Here is a 14900-nt window from a genome sequence, read left to right on the forward strand (position 1 = left end):
ACGATACGAAAGACCCTGTCTGAAACGGCTCAGACAGGGTCTTTTTCGTATTGCTTATGCAGTTTGAAATCGGTAGCCGTTCCCCCATACGGTTTCAATGGCCGTAAAGGCCGGCGATACCTGATTCAGCTTGTCCCGCAGCCGGTTGATATGTACCGTCACAGTCGCCAAATCGCCGCTGGCGTCGAGATGCCAAACCTGTTTAAACAGCTCCTGCTTGGAAAACACCTGATTAGGATGGCCGGCTAAAAATACCAATAAATCGAATTCTTTAACGGTCAGCGGGATTTCCGTCCGGCTGCGGAAGGCCTGGCGGCGGCGAATAAAAATCGTTAAATCGCCGGCGCATATATCGGCGTCTTCGCCGACGGTCCGCCGTTCTTCCAGAAGCCGACGGCGCATAGACAAGCACGCTTCGATGCGCGCCGCCATGACGGCCGGCGAAACGGGAGCCGTAATATAGTCGTCCGCCCCGGCTTCCAAGGCCTTGATCTGTTCTTCGTCGCAGCCCCTTTCTGCGACGAGAAACACCGGAACGCTCTGGGCCGCGCGGATCTGACAGCACAGGCCGATGCTGTCCCCATCCGGCAAGGGCGAATGAATCAGGATTACGTCGGCCCCTCCTTGCTTTGCTGCTACCAGCCCGTCTTTTCCGCTGGCCGCGGCAACAACGTCGAATCCTTTCTTTTCAAAAAAGCCTTTTTCCCAGGCACTCGCCGTGCCCGTTCCCCCAATAATCAACATGTGCGCCATTGAAATTCCCCCTCTGCGCCAGATGAATATAAAGACTTATTTGCCTGTCTGAAGACGCCGGAACCCGTAATCGAGAATAGCCGGCGCATCTTCCCAGCGGTTGTCGTCGTTGAACAGGACGACGAGGAGCGTGCGGCCGTTCCGCGTCGCCGACGCGACCAGGCAGTCGCCGGCCGCATTGGTAAAGCCCGTCTTGATGCCGTCGGCGCCCTTATACCCACTGGTCAAAAAGCGGTTTGTCGTCGTGACGTGCTTTGGCGTCCGGCCGTCCAGATACTGCACGTCGTACGACGTAAGGCTTACGATGCGGCGAAATTCCGGGAATTTCTTCATGCCGTAGGCGGCCATCTTCGCCATGTCGACGGCCGTCGTGTAGTGCTTCGCCGCCGTCAGGCCGTGAGGATTGACGAAATGCGTGTGCTTTGCCCCCATTTTCGCAGCTTCCGCATTCATCATGTCGGCGTACCCGGCTACGGACCCGCCCAGCGTTTCCGCTACGGCAACGGCAGCGTCGTTCCCCGATACGACCATCATGCCGCGCAGCGCTTCCCGCACGCTCAGCTTATCGCCCGGCGCAATGCCCAGCGAAGAAGGCTCCGTATTCGCCGCGTAGCTGGAAATCTTCAGCGGCTGGTCCAGCTCGTCTTCTTTCTGGTCCAACGCCGTGATAAGCGTCACGATTTTCGTGGTGCTCGCCGGGTGCATCCACTTTGTCGGATTGACCTGATACAAAATCGTTCCCGTGTCGGCGTCGATCATGCAGGCCGCTTCCGCGCCTGTCGACGGTACCGCCGCCTGAGCCGCGCTCCCGCTTACGCCGGAGCAGACTGCTAAAATCAAGGCGCACAGGCTGACTGCCATGATGCGCCGCCATTTACAAAACATGCTGCATCCACTTCCTTATCTAAATACATATTCTGCTGCCTGCTGGCAGTTTCTAAATATAATGCTTATTATATTTTTTATTAAATCATCTGTCAATTTTCCAGGCCGAAAATAAAAAACACGCGCCTCCGGCAGGGCTTCCGCCGAAAACACGCGTTTCGTATGCCAATAGTATCCTTATTCAGCCGGCTGTATCTCCGCATGGAACAGCTCCTTGCCCAGGGTCTGCACCCAAAATCCGAGGAGCTGGCTATACGCCTCCTGTCCCGACGACGCGGCTTTTAAAACCTGGGCCATGAATTGCTGAGCCCAGGAATAGCTGAAGCGGTCGAACCGTCCCGTTTCGTTCATAGCGGGAATCCGCTCCAGCAGAGGCAGGAAGATATCCGCCGTCACTTCTTTCGCCTTCGGCGTAATATCGTATACGTATCCCATGCCCTTACGGTCCCGTTCCAGGAACACGAGGGACACGTCCTCGCTGCCGCCGCCTTCGGTCAAATCGATGTGATAGGCCTCCAGAGGCAGCTTTTCCCGATCTCCTTCCTTGACGAGCTGGTACGCGCCGTATTTGATGATTTCATACAGCCTGTCGTCATATCCGCTCTCTATTTCGATGATTTTTTCCCGCCATTCACCCCAGGTCAGCGCCGCCCGGCAGCGGTACTCTGCGAACGAATCGCCGCCTAAAAAGGAGCGCACCTCTTCCGACGTAACGGGCGTCTTGGGGTCCGGTATATGCCATACCATAAACTTCTTATGCTTGTCGACGTACAAACAGGGGCTTTCTACATGTATCTGGCTATGGCAATGGGGGCATTGATAAAAAAATAATCCTTCGTCGTGAAGCACGCGCCGGCGCATCTCAGCGTTTTCCCCGCCGTCGATGCAGTCCCATGTGGAAAATGCGCCGACGCCTCCGCAGGCCGGGCACGTGAGCTGCAGCTCGGTGCGGTGCGTCCTGTCTTTCTGCTGATTGTCTTCAACTGCCATGATGTATCCTCTCTTATCCTATAGTGTTTCGCGTGCCGCTCAATAATACGACTGCAGCAGCGATTCCAAGCCGGAACTGCTCTTGATTTCCGGCTGCTCTTGGTATGACTGCATTACCGTATCGGCGGCCTTTTCAATATCGACGATGCCGCGGGGCTGGCTCATATCCAGGAAGGGGCGCAGCACCCGCTTCATGGCCCGCACCTGCTCGGCGAAGGCGATGGGGTCGGGCTTATCCGTTTCCACCTGCAGCATGACCAGAGAAATCATCGCCTCTTCTATCATGTCGGCCAATTCGTCCTTATGAGCATCGTTGAGGTGACGCAGCCAAAAGAGGACGGCCGCTCGCGTATACACAGCCTGCATCTCCGCATCGGCGCAGACCAAATCGATGCGCTCCATTTTCCCGCCTTCTTCCATGAGCAGCGGCACGACGGCCGCGGCGGCCCGCTGTCGGGGATAGCGCTTATCTTCCGTGCTGACCGAGGTAAAAGCCAGATAACGCACTCCCTTGTCTTCAGCCAGGCTCAGGCTCTTTCGATAGCAGGACAGCAGCTCCTCTTCTTCGCCGCGCTTGCCGCCGACCCAGATGGGCCCTACGGCATGAATCACATATTTCGCAGGCAGCTTGTAGCCAAAGGTTATCTTGGCGTCGCCTGTACGGCAGCCTTTCAGAGACCGGCACGCCGCCGTCAGCGAAATGCCGCCTGCCTTATGGACGGCCCTGTCGACGGCGCCGCTCAGGCCCAGCAGGCTGGAGCTGGCCGAATTGACGATGGCGTCGGCCGGCCATTTCGTTATATCTCCCACTAACACGCGAAATTGCATGGTATCACATCCTTTACGATATACGCTCGTACATATAAATTCATTATACCATACGGGAAAAGGCGGCGCATAGCGAAGCGGCCTATTTCACAAAAATACTGATGGCCTTCTTGAGCTTTTCTACAGATTCCAAATCGTTTCCCCGCACGGCGTCGGCCAGGCAGTGGTCGATGTGATCCTTCAAGATGACCTTGCTGACGCTGACGACGGCCGAGTCGACGGCGGCCAGCTGGATCAGCACGTCGCTGCAGTCGCGCTCGTCTTCGACCATCCGCTTGATCGCCTCCAAATGGCCTCCGACGCGGGCCAGGCGGTTGACGACGGCCTTCTTCTGCGTATGGCTGCGGTGCGGGCTGCCTGCCGGAGCAGCAGCGCCGCCGCGGCCGTAGGGATCGTAAGAAAATTCGTCGGCCTTCGTCACGCTGACAAAATACAGGTCGTCCCAGTCGACGGCAGCCGAAAGGGTAAATCCTCTGCCGACAAGATCCGCCGCCAGCATGTCCGCAGGCGGCAGCAGCCGGCGGTCTGCCCGATCGTCGTGAATGCGGTTTACCTGCCGCCGTCCCATATCGTGCATGACGATCAGGGAGCCGCCGTCCTTTAAGGCCCGCCGTATCTTTTTGACAAAGTCCCGGCTGCGGCTGCTGATATGGGGATAGAAATTCAGGCAGACGACGGCGTCGTAGGCCTGCTCCGGCAGGTCGTACTTCAGCACGTCGCCCTCGATCAGCGAGAGGCCCGGCAAATCGGAAAATTTTTCCCGCGCCTTATCCAGCATCTGCCGGGAGTAGTCGAGGCCCGTCACCAAGCCTCCTTCGCCGACGGCCCGACTTATATAGGGCAGCAGCACGCCGGTGCCGCAGCCTGCGTCCAGCACCGACGCGCCGGCCCGTATCTTTGCCAGCTTCAGCAGAAACTGCAGCTTTGCCGGATTTTCCTTGCGGTCCCGGTCCCACGTATCGGCATAATTTTCAAAATATATATGTTCTTTATCCATCGCACCTGGTCGTTTCCTTTCATCCTTTTCTATCATTGTAACGGCTGGCCGCAAATTTTACAAACATGAAGTCCGCTCTATGGCGCCCTGAAACAAACGACTGCTCCCGTCGGGGCTTTTTTGCTATAATACAGATAAGGGAAACACATTCGCGAGGTGAGCCTCTATGACTATGGAAAAACATATCTTTTACTCCGTCTGCATCATCAGCTTTGCCGGCTCGTTTTTATCGACAGCCGTTAACATCGCTATTCCCGTCATGTCCCATGAATTCGGCCTGACGCCGGATAAGCTGAGCTGGGTCGTCACGGCCTTCCTGATCCCCACGGCGGCCTGCCTGCTGCCGATGGGAAAGGTATCCGATATCTATGGCCGCAGAAAAACATATGCCGCGGCGCTCTTGGCCTTCGCCTTTACGACGGCTGCCGCCGCGCTGGCGACGACGCTGCCGGTTCTCGTCGCAATACGGGCCTTGCAGGGCATCGCCTTGTCAGCCGTATACGTATCCTATATGCCCCTGCTGCTGGCAACTACAGACGAGGATTGCCAGGGCCGCATTCTCGGAATCTGCGTCGGCCTGACCTACCTGGGCCTGTCCCTGGGACCGGTCGCAGGCGGCCTGCTGACGGAATACGCAGGCTGGCGCTCTATATTTCTCCTGTCAGCCGCCATGGCTTCCGCAGCCTATCTGTTCATCCGCCCGGTGCGTCAGGAATGGTACGCCAGCGGCGCTCCCTTCGTCAACGCCGTGAGCTCGGCCTTATCCATTGCCGGCATCGTGCTCTTTCTCTGGGGAATATCGTCCTATGCCGAAACGAACCTCCCCTTATGGGCCGGCTTGTTCCTGCTGCTGGCCTTTATCCTTCACGAAAGCCGTTCTTATCATCCCCTGCTGCCGCTGTATATTTTCCGCAGCGTCTCCTTTTCCATGTCCAATCTGGCAGCCTTCATTCAATACAGCGCGACGTACGCCATGTCCTTTCTGCTGTCTCTCTACCTTCAGGTGCTGACCGGCTTATCGCCGGCCGTCTCGGGCCTGATACTCCTCGTCCAGCCCATCATCATGGCCCTGCTGTCGCCGAAAGCCGGCGCCTTGTCGGACGCCTACGGCCCCATGCCTATCGCGACGGCCGGCCTGGCCCTGACAACGCTGGGACTGGCCTGCTTCGCCGTATGTCCCGACGCGTCCGTCGCCGCAGTCGCAGCTTTTCTCGTCCTCATCGGGACGGGATCTGCCTTGTTCGGCGCGCCGAACAACAGCGCCATCATGAGCGCCGTCAAGCCAGCCTATCACGGCATCGCGTCCAGCATGCTGGCCCTGGCCAGAAATCTCGGACAGGCATCCAGCATGGCCGTCGTCACGCTGATTCTGTCGCAGTACACGGCGGCGACGGCCATATACGCCGACGCCGTGCGCGCCGCCCTGCGCCAGTCCTACACGCTGTTCGCCGTCCTCTGCCTGTTTTCAGTCTTCGCCTCCCTGGCCCGCGGAAAAAAGAAATAGCCGAACAGGCCGTCTTCGCGTATAATAGACATATTAAATCTATCATATAACATACCTGCAAGGAGGTTTTGCCTTATGAAAAAACAAGTAATCACCGCTATGCTTACCGTATCGCTGCTGGCCGCCGGCGGCACGGCCGTCACCCAGGCCTTCAGCCTCGGCTCGATTTTGAAGGTCGGCGGCGTGACGGTCCTCGTCGATAAATTCGGCGGCCAAATCAACGATTTCCTCAACAAGCTGCTCATGAAAAACGGCGTCGGCACCGACTACGCGACGAAGGTCGTCCCCGTCCTCAGCATCGGCACGGGCAAATACATCGGAGCCGTCCAGGTCGTCGGCCCGACGGCACAGGTCGATAAGGTCAAGGCCGTCGGCCAGCTTGAAGGCAGCTTCAACGATATTGCCCGGGCCAAGGCTCTCATCCCTCTCGAATCCGTCGATATTACCCACCTCAGCCGCGTTCAGGGCGTCGGCGTATCGGCCATCATCGACTTGAAATTCTAGTTTTCTAATCCCCCTCGTCGTGGTAGAATAATAACAGCGACATAAAGGGGGAATTTTTTTGAAAACATATCAACCGATAACATCTGAAATCATTGATAAACTCAAGGCCATTACGGGCCCGTCATACGTCAAGACCGACCGGGACATTCTCCTGCAGTATCAGACGGATTACGAAACGAATCCGGCCATGTTCCGCGTCCCTGAAGCGGCGGTCCTTCCGGCGAATGCCGAAGAAATCGCGCAGATTGTAAAGCTGGCCAACGAATACGACTTCCCGATTACCGTCCGCGGCGGCGGCACCAGCCTGGCTGCCGGAGCCATCCCGGTCTGCGGCGGCCTCGTTCTGTCGATGGAACGGCTTAACAAAATCATCGAGCTGAACGAAGAAGGCATGTACATGACCGTCGAAGCCGGCGTCCGCACGATCGACATGCAGAATGAAGCCAAAAAAGTCGGCCTCCTCTACGCCGGCGACCCGTCGAGCGCCGAAAGCTGCCTTATCGGCGGCAACCTGGCCACCAACGCCGGCGGCCTCCGCGCCGTCCGCTACGGCGTCACCCGCGACCAGGTCTACTCCCTGGAAATCGTCACACCGACAGGGGACATCGTCGAATGCGGCCGCATCCTGAAAAAATGCTCCACCGGCTATGACCTGGAACAGCTCATCATCGGCAGCGAAGGCACCCTGGGCATCATCACCAAGGTCACGGTCAAGCTCATTCCCTTGCCGCCGTACCGCATCGACGTCCTGGCCATCTACACAGACCCGAAAAAGGCCCTGTACATGGTGCCGAAGCTGCTGAAAGCCGGCGTCGACCCGACGAGCGTCGAATACATGGACAACTCCTACGTCCGCGATACGGCCGACTACTGCCAGTATTCCGACATGCCCCATTACGAAGACGGCATCTACGTCATCATTACCGTCGAAACGTTCCGTGAAGACGAATTAGACGCCAAGATGGATACGGTCTGCACGATTTGCGAAGAATCGGGAGCCGTAGAAGTACTGGAAGCCGACGACCGCATCTGGAACATGCGCCGCAACGTCCAGACGTCGTGCGAAATGATCAGCAAGGTCTTCCTCACCGACGACGTCGTCGTTCCCGTCCATAAGATCGCTTCGACCATCGAAAAGATCATGGAAATCGGCGAAAATTATCCCTTCCAGGTTAAGATCAACGCCCACATCGGCGACGGCAACCTGCACATCGTTCTCTGCAAGATGGACATGAGCGACGAAGAATGGAATAAAAACGTCGAAGAATTCCATCAGCAGGTCTACGCCTACGCCTACAGCGTCGGCGGCAGATTGGCCGGCGAGCATGGCATCGGCGCGAAAAAGCTGAAATATATGGAACAATTTACGCCCCAGGGCGAGCTGAAGATCATGAAGACTATCAAGCGGGCCATGGACCCCAACCTTATCCTCAATCCGGGCAAGGTAATCGACGCGTAAGAACTGAAAACGCTGCGCCTCACGCGATGCAGCAATGTAAAAACGGGATGATTCCGGTACCATACCGGTTTCATCCCGTTTTTTATATGCCGTGCATCATCGATGCACAGGAGATTCTTATTTCAGCAAAGCTGCGGCTTTGGCGATGTTGTTGCGGATCGTCTGGCAGCAGCTCTTGAATTCCTGCAGTTCGTCTTCCGGCAGGTTGTATTCCATGACCTGTTCGACGCCATGGATGCCGATGACGGCAGGCACGCCGCAGAAAATGCCCGTTTCGCCGTATTCGCCGTCCAAGGGGACGCTGGCAGCCATGATTTTCTTTTCATCGTGGAGAATCGCCTTGACGATGGACGCAGCCGTCGAGCAGATGCCGTATTCCGTGCAGTGCTTGCCCTTATAGGTTACCCAGCCGCCGCCGATAGCCCGTTTTTTCATGTCTTCCCGGTCAAAGGCAAAGCGGGGATCGTCGCCATAGTCGGCCAGCGGTTTGCCGCGGAAGTTGACGATAGACCAGGGGACCATCTGGGCGTTGCCGTGTTCGCCCATCATGTAGGCCGTGAAGGAGTGGTGTTCCAGGCCCGTCTGCTGTACGATGGCGCTGATGAGGCGGGACGAATCCAATCCCGTGCCGGTGCCCAATACGCGGCCCTTCGGCAAGCCGCTCTTCTTGGCGATTAAGTCGGTAATGACGTCGCAGGGATTCGTAATGTTGACGAAAATGCCGTCAAAGCCGCCGGCCATGACCTTGGGGACGTAGTCGGCTACCTGGGCCACGGTAAATTCCATTTCGTCGTCGCGGTTGCCCGTAGCGCACAAGTTGATGTCGCCGACAGCGTTGACGATAACGTCGCAGTCCTTCAAATCAGCGTAATCCGCTATCGTATACGTGACGCGGTGCGGCATGAACATGACGGCGTCCATTAAATCCTGCCGTTCGCTTTCAGCCTTCTGGGCGTTGCAGTCGCAGATTTTTACTTCATCGGCAATGCCCATCACGCCCAAAACAAAGGCGACATGAGCGCCTACGTGGCCTAAGCCGACGACGCCGACAACTCGTTTCTTTAACTCCATATGTATCCCTCTTTCTGCATAAGTGCTGTAAATAATAATGTAATGGTTTTATGATAAAATATTTTTACGGCAAATACAATAGATGTTTTTAAATTCAACGGATTTGGTCAAATACTAAAACGTTTTAACGGAAAACTTCTTCAAACTTTTTACGGCTGCGGCAATGCACGGCCCCGTCTTCGGAAACGACGATGTCCATCGCGGCGTCGTGGGGCTCCATGGGAATCGGCGCAGTCATCATAGCGTTGCGGCACAGCAGTACCCGCAGGAAGGGCGCCTTCGCCAAGTAAGCGTCGTAAAATCCGCCGCCATAGCCTAGGCGCTGCCCTGCTTCGTTGCCGCTGACGCAGGGAATCAAGCCCAGGTCGATCTCATCGGGCTGCAGCAGCGGCGCATTCGGAGACGGCTCCAGTATGCCCCAGGTTCCGGCCTGCAGCTCGTCCAGCCCGCCGATTTCCCGCATCTCCATGACGCCTTTGCCGACGCACAAGGGGACGCCGACCCGTTTTCCGTCGGCCAGCATGCGTTCAATCAGGGGCTTCGTATCGATTTCATGGGCCATGCCGACATAGGCGCATACCGTACGGGCCGCCTGATAGGCCGGCAAGGATACTACATGGCGGTATATGGCCTCATCGGCCTTCCGGCAGTATGCCGGCAGCAAGGTTTGCACCCGTTCCAGCAGCAGCCGTCTCAGCCGTTTCTTTTCTTCCCTCTTCGTCATCTGCTCCGCCTCCTGTATCAAAGTCTCATGGCTTCATTATAGCATACCCGCCGGCCCTTCCTGTACAGTCCCTATGAGCCGCCGTTAAGATATCTTATGTATTGATAAAAAAGTATAATAATTTTAACTTTTCCTCATGACAAATTAAAAATACCATGCTATAATATAGGTAAGAAATGCGGAAGCATTAGAAAGGGGTGAGTCCAGTGAACACAGAGATTATTGAACATGCGTCTGGAGGCAAAGGGCATCTTGTAAAAGAGCACCTATTGTCGGCGGAACAATTGCTGGGCAAGAATGACATGTTCGCGAGAGTCACTCTGGAACCTGGATGTTCCTTAGGCTATCATGTTCATCATGGCAACGCAGAGGCTTATTATATCCTTTCCGGTGAAGGCGAGTACGACGACAACGGCACAGTCCGAACCGTCAAAGCAGGAGATGTCACTTATACGTCGGACGGAATGGGTCACAGCATCGAAAACAAGGGCGGCGAAAACCTCGTTTTCATCGCGTTGATTATTAAAAACTAAATAATGTCCACTTATTTCGCTTGATGATTCGCCAATGTTCGTTAGTACTAACTTGTCGGATTTTAGTTCTTCGAGCTTTTCGAATACTTGCAGATTTGCAAATCAAGGTAGTCCACAGTTTGAGACGAATGTATGTATTTAGCGAGGTTAAAGATACCAGAACCAAAAACCATATGAATATGAATCCTATACCATAAGGCCCGGTACGCATATGTCGCGTGTATACCGGGTCTTTATCATGGGTAAAGCAATCCCCTCGGCCAACAGGCTGAGGGGATTGTCCTTTATATGCTTCGGCTCGCCGCGGCCTTCATGGCCTTGACGTATTCGTAAATATGGGGGCCCGCTTCGGCTCCGTACTTGCCGATGATCTTGACGATGGCGCTGCCGACGATGACGCCGTCGGCGACGGCGGCGATCTGTTCGGCCTGCTCGGTCGTATTGATGCCGAAGCCGACTGCGCAGGGCACGTCGGTCACGCTTTTCGCCACGTCGACGATTTCCTTCAAGTCCGTCGTAATCTCGCTGCGCGTCCCCGTAACGCCCAGGGACGACACGATGTACAAAAATCCCTGGCCGACGGCGGCGATTTCCTTAATCCGATCCTTCGATGTCGGCGCGATCATGGCGATGATGTCGACGCCGTGCCGCGCCGCTTCGTCGGCAAATTCTCCCCGTTCCTCAAAGGGCACATCGGGAACGATGACGCCGTCGACGCCCGTTTCGGCGCATTTTGCAAAGAAGGCGTCCTTTCCGTAATTAAAAATCGGATTGGCATAGGTCAAGAATACCAGCGGAACCTGGGACTGCTGCCGTACCATTTCGACGAGGCGGAACACGTCTTCCAGCCGCGTGTTGACTGACAGAGCCCGGATGTTGGCTTCCTGGATGACGACGCCTTCGGCGATAGGGTCGGAAAAAGGAATACCGATTTCCACCAAATCCGCGCCAGCCCGTTCCATCGTCAGGATATATTCGCAGCTCTTTTCTATCGACGGGTCGCCTGCCGTCAAAAATCCAATAAAAGCTTTTCCGTCTTTAAATGCGTTTTGAATCTTACTCATGGATGTCCCTCCCTTTATATCTGGCAATTGCCGCTACGTCCTTATCGCCGCGGCCCGATAAGCAGACGATCATCACGTCGTCCTTGTTCATCTTCGGCGCCAGCTGCATCGCATGGTACACGGCGTGGGCGCTTTCAATAGCGCAGATGATGCCTTCCGTTCGGGCCAAATATTCAAAGGCTTCGACAGCTTCGTCGTCCTTTACGGGAACGTACTGGGCCCGGCCGCTTTCGTACAGATGGGCGTGCTCCGGCCCGATGCCCGGATAGTCGAGGCCGGCGGAAATGGAATATACCTCGTCGATCTGCCCCTGGTCATTCTGGCAGAAAATCGATTTCATGCCGTGGAAGATACCGACGCTGCCTTTGGAAATCGTCGCGGCGTGGAATTTCGTGTCGATGCCCTTGCCGGCAGCTTCGCAGCCGATGAGCCGTACCGATTCGTCGCCGATGAAGTGGTAGAACATGCCCATGGCATTGCTGCCGCCGCCGACGCAGGCCAGCACGGCTGCCGGAAGCTTTCCTTCCCGTTCCAAAATCTGCGCCCGCGCTTCCTGGCTGATGACGGACTGGAAGTCGCGGACCATCATCGGGAAGGGATGGGGCCCCATGGTCGAACCGATGACGTAATGCGTGTCGTCTACGCGGCTGACCCATTCGCGCATCGCTTCGTTGACCGCATCCTTGAGGACCTTCGTTCCCGTGGTGACGGCGTGGACCTTCGCGCCCAGCAGCTCCATGCGGTATACGTTCAGGGCCTGCCGTATCGTGTCTTCTTCACCCATAAAGACTTCGCATTCCAAGCCCATAAAGGCCGCGGCCGTCGCCGTCGCCACGCCGTGCTGGCCGGCCCCCGTTTCGGCAATAACCCGCGTCTTGCCCATCTTTTTCGCCAGCAGGCACTGGCCCAGGGCGTTGTTGATCTTATGGGCTCCCGTATGATTCAGGTCTTCCCGTTTCAAATAAATTTTTGCGCCGCCCAAATCCTCAGTCATCTTGCCGGCGTAGTACAGCAGCGACGGCCTGTTGGCGTAATTATCCAGCAGGTCCTTTAATTCCCTCTGAAACTCCTCGTCCTGCTTATAAAAGGCGTAGGCCTTTTCCAACCGATGAATCTCGTTCATCAGCGTTTCCGGTATGTACTGTCCTCCAAAGAGTCCGAATCTTCCATTGCTCATGATGTACCTCCTAAAAAGTATGTCTTATTCGCCTTACGAATTCTATCATCTTCTGTCTGTCTTTTACGCCTTCCGTTTCTATGCCGCTGCTCACGTCTACGGCATAGGGGCGAAGCTCAGCCGCCGCCGCGGCGTTGCCCGGGTGCAGCCCGCCGGCCAGAAAATACGGCCGGTCCAGCGCCGCAGCCAGCGACCAGTCGAAGGCCTGTCCCGTGCCGCCGGCTCCATGGTCCAGCAGGATGAAATCTGCCGAACTCTTGCCTGCGTCCTGTATATCCTCAGGCGAGCGGACGGAAAAGGCCTGTATGACCGGCGCCGATACAGCCCGGCGCAGCTCCCGGATATAGCCTTCGTCCTCTGCGCCGTGGAGCTGCACCATCTGGATGACACCCTGCCGTACCAGCGCCGCAACGTGGTCTATAGGCTCGTCGACGAATACGCCTACGGCCGGGATGTCCTCCCGCAGGATTTTCCGCAGCTGCGCCGCCTGCCCGTCCGTCACGCGGCGGCGGCTGCCGGCAAAGACAAAGCCGACGTAATCCGGATGCAGTTCATTGGCCCACTCGATATCGCAGCGCCGCGTCAGGCCGCATAGCTTGATCTTAACCATGACGTTCTCCCGTCAGCTCTGCCAGGGCCGCTTTTTTGTCGGCGCTGCGCATGAGCGTTTCGCCGATGAGAACGGCGTCGGCTCCGGCCTCGCGCAGGCGGTCTATGTCGGCGCAGCAGCGTATGCCGCTCTCCGCTACGAAGAGGGTGTCCTTCGGAACGAGAGGCCGCAGGCGGCAGCTCGTATCCAAGGACACGGAAAAGTCCTTCAGGTTGCGGTTATTGACGCCGATGATGCGCGCGCCGACAGCGACGGCCCGCCGTACTTCATCTTCATCATGTGCTTCCACCAAAGCTGACAATCCCAGCGAGTCGGCCCGCCGAAACAGCCTGTCCAGCTGTTCGTCATCCAGCAGGGCGCAGATGAGAAGTATGGCCGAAGCGCCGCTGCGCCGCGCTTCATCCACCTGGTATTCGTCGATGATGAAATCCTTGCGCAGCAGCGGTGTCTTTACGGCTGAGGAAATCTCCTGCAAGTACCGGCAGCTGCCCTGAAAATAATCCCGCTCCGTCAGGACGGATATGGCCGCTGCGCCGGCTTGTTCGTATTCCCTGGCAATGTCCACGTAGGGAAACTGCTCTGCAATGACGCCTTTCGACGGAGACGCCCTCTTGACTTCGCAGATAGCCGATATACCCGGCCTTCTGAGGGCCTGTTCGAAGGGAAAGCCCTCTGCCGCCGGCGTGGCCAGGGCCATCTGCCGCATCTCGTCCCGCGAAATTTGCCGTATATCTTCCGTCAGCCGTCTGGCGACGGCGGCGGCAATCGTATCTAATATCATGACGTCCTCCTAAGCGATGTGGCTCTGGGCAATAAAGGCATCCAAGGTCTGAATCGCTTTGCCGCTGTCGATAAGCTCTTCGGCCAGCCGAACGCCGCCTTCAAAGGTCGACGCCTTTCCGGCAACGTACAAGCCGGCCCCGGCATTGAGGACGACGGCCGTCCGCCGCGTGCCTTTTTCCCCGCTCAGGACGCTGCGGGTAATCGCGGCGTTTTCCGCCGGCGTGCCGCCGACGATATCCGACTTCGCGCCGCGCTGCAGTCCGAACTGTTCCGGCTCGATGACGTAGGTCTTAAAGGTATCGCCGTCGAATTCGCAGATTTTCGTCGGCGCCGACGCCGATATTTCGTCCATCCGGTCCAGGCCGTACACTGCCATTCCCTTTTTAACGCCCAGGCCGTGCAGGGCGTGGGCCAGGGGCTCTACCAGGCTTTCGTCGTACACGCCGAGGATTTGGTGATCTGCATGGGCCGGATTCGTAAGGGGCCCCAGGATATTGAACACCGTCGGAACGCTCAGTTCTTTGCGGACCGGCCCGACGTACTTCATGGCCTTGTGATAATGCTGGGCAAAGAGGAAGCAGAACCCTACGTTGCGGAGCAGCTCGGCGCACCGTTTCGGTTCCATGCTGATATTCGCTCCCAGTGCTTCCAGCACGTCGGCGGCGCCGCTCTTGGACGTAGCCGCCCGGTTGCCGTGCTTCGCTACCTTGCAGCCGCCGGCGGCGCAGACAAAGCCCGATGTCGTGGAAATATTGAACGATCCCGACTTATCGCCGCCGGTTCCGACGATTTCCAATACGCCGTCACAGACATCTACGGGCAGGGCATGGGCCCGCATCGCCTTGGCGCAGGCCGTGATTTCATCGATCGTCGTCCCCTTAGCCTGCAGCGCCGTTAAGAAGGCCGCCGTCTGAACCGGCGTCGTTTCGCCGCTCATAATCTCGTTGATGACGGCCATCGTTTCTTCCATGGTCAAATCTATCTTCTGTATCAATTTTACCGTTGCTTCTCGTATCAT

Annotated in this window: 16 protein-coding genes; 4 read left to right on the forward strand and 12 right to left on the reverse strand. The window is 56.9% G+C overall.

Annotated elements, in window-relative coordinates; genetic code table 11:
* Positions 1-54: 54 nt before the first annotated feature.
* The 5 genes from OCV58_RS02190 to OCV58_RS02210 form a co-directional block, all read right to left on the reverse strand.
* Entirely contained in the window at positions 55-753 is a 699-nt protein-coding gene (locus OCV58_RS02190) for a response regulator transcription factor (protein ID WP_154876795.1), read from the reverse strand.
* A 36-nt stretch (positions 754-789) separates the two neighbouring features.
* On the reverse strand, positions 790-1638 hold the full coding sequence (locus tag OCV58_RS02195; RefSeq protein ID WP_154876797.1) for a D-alanyl-D-alanine carboxypeptidase family protein: 849 nt from the start codon (positions 1636-1638) through the stop codon (positions 790-792).
* A 177-nt stretch (positions 1639-1815) separates the two neighbouring features.
* The gene (locus tag OCV58_RS02200) at positions 1816-2628 is read right to left on the reverse strand and encodes a CpXC domain-containing protein (RefSeq protein WP_087478219.1); all 813 of its coding nucleotides are present in this window, start codon (positions 2626-2628) and stop codon (positions 1816-1818) included.
* A 39-nt stretch (positions 2629-2667) separates the two neighbouring features.
* Entirely contained in the window at positions 2668-3456 is a 789-nt protein-coding gene (locus tag OCV58_RS02205) for a macro domain-containing protein (RefSeq protein ID WP_107196485.1), read from the reverse strand.
* A gap of 82 nt (positions 3457-3538) precedes the next feature.
* Complete coding sequence (locus OCV58_RS02210) at positions 3539-4453, reverse strand: metal-sensing transcriptional repressor (protein ID WP_154876799.1); 915 nt, start codon at positions 4451-4453, stop codon at positions 3539-3541.
* A 166-nt stretch (positions 4454-4619) separates the two neighbouring features.
* Between OCV58_RS02210 and OCV58_RS02215 the strand changes: the two genes are divergently transcribed.
* The 3 genes from OCV58_RS02215 to OCV58_RS02225 all read left to right on the forward strand — a co-directional run bounded on the left by OCV58_RS02215 (position 4620) and on the right by OCV58_RS02225 (position 7920).
* Positions 4620-5957 carry an MFS transporter gene (locus tag OCV58_RS02215; protein ID WP_154876801.1) on the forward strand — a complete coding sequence of 446 codons (1338 nt, stop codon included), beginning with the start codon at positions 4620-4622 and terminating at the stop codon, positions 5955-5957.
* A gap of 75 nt (positions 5958-6032) precedes the next feature.
* Positions 6033-6461, forward strand: coding sequence for a hypothetical protein (locus tag OCV58_RS02220; protein WP_154876803.1), 429 nt, complete (start codon positions 6033-6035; stop codon positions 6459-6461).
* Positions 6462-6519: 58 nt separating this feature from the next.
* Positions 6520-7920: an FAD-binding oxidoreductase gene (locus OCV58_RS02225; RefSeq protein WP_154876805.1), complete on the forward strand. Its 1401-nt coding sequence runs from the start codon at positions 6520-6522 to the stop codon at positions 7918-7920.
* A 117-nt stretch (positions 7921-8037) separates the two neighbouring features.
* Here OCV58_RS02225 and OCV58_RS02230 read toward each other — a convergent pair whose 3' ends face one another.
* Positions 8038-8991, reverse strand: a complete 954-nt coding sequence (locus OCV58_RS02230; RefSeq protein ID WP_154876807.1) for a lactate/malate family dehydrogenase — start codon at positions 8989-8991, stop codon at positions 8038-8040.
* 124 nt (positions 8992-9115) lie between these two features.
* Positions 9116-9715 (reverse strand): 5-formyltetrahydrofolate cyclo-ligase, encoded by a 600-nt coding sequence (locus OCV58_RS02235; RefSeq protein ID WP_154876809.1) that lies wholly within the window; start codon positions 9713-9715, stop codon positions 9116-9118.
* 206 nt (positions 9716-9921) lie between these two features.
* Between OCV58_RS02235 and OCV58_RS02240 the strand changes: the two genes are divergently transcribed.
* Positions 9922-10248, forward strand: a complete 327-nt coding sequence (locus OCV58_RS02240) for a cupin domain-containing protein (protein ID WP_087478211.1) — start codon at positions 9922-9924, stop codon at positions 10246-10248.
* Positions 10249-10532: 284 nt separating this feature from the next.
* On the opposite strand, the gene trpA is transcribed toward OCV58_RS02240, so the two are convergent.
* From trpA to trpD, 5 genes are read right to left on the reverse strand one after another with little or no spacing between them, the layout of a single operon-like run.
* The gene (gene trpA / locus OCV58_RS02245; protein WP_154876811.1) at positions 10533-11312 is read right to left on the reverse strand and encodes a tryptophan synthase subunit alpha; all 780 of its coding nucleotides are present in this window, start codon (positions 11310-11312) and stop codon (positions 10533-10535) included.
* Positions 11305-12489, reverse strand: a complete 1185-nt coding sequence (gene trpB, locus OCV58_RS02250) for a tryptophan synthase subunit beta (RefSeq protein ID WP_154876812.1) — start codon at positions 12487-12489, stop codon at positions 11305-11307. The genes trpA and trpB overlap by 8 nt, the downstream gene beginning before the upstream one ends.
* Positions 12490-12499: 10 nt before the next feature.
* Positions 12500-13099: a phosphoribosylanthranilate isomerase gene (locus OCV58_RS02255; protein WP_154876813.1), complete on the reverse strand. Its 600-nt coding sequence runs from the start codon at positions 13097-13099 to the stop codon at positions 12500-12502.
* The gene (gene trpC / locus OCV58_RS02260) at positions 13092-13880 is read right to left on the reverse strand and encodes an indole-3-glycerol phosphate synthase TrpC (RefSeq protein ID WP_154876814.1); all 789 of its coding nucleotides are present in this window, start codon (positions 13878-13880) and stop codon (positions 13092-13094) included. Before trpC ends, OCV58_RS02255 begins: the two co-directional genes overlap by 8 nt.
* 9 nt (positions 13881-13889) lie before the next feature.
* A complete protein-coding gene (gene trpD / locus OCV58_RS02265; protein ID WP_154876815.1) occupies positions 13890-14900 on the reverse strand; it encodes an anthranilate phosphoribosyltransferase in 1011 nt (336 codons plus the stop codon).

Origin of the sequence: Megasphaera stantonii, assembly GCF_025567065.1 — a bacterium.
GTDB classification, from domain to species: domain Bacteria; phylum Bacillota; class Negativicutes; order Veillonellales; family Megasphaeraceae; genus Megasphaera; species Megasphaera stantonii.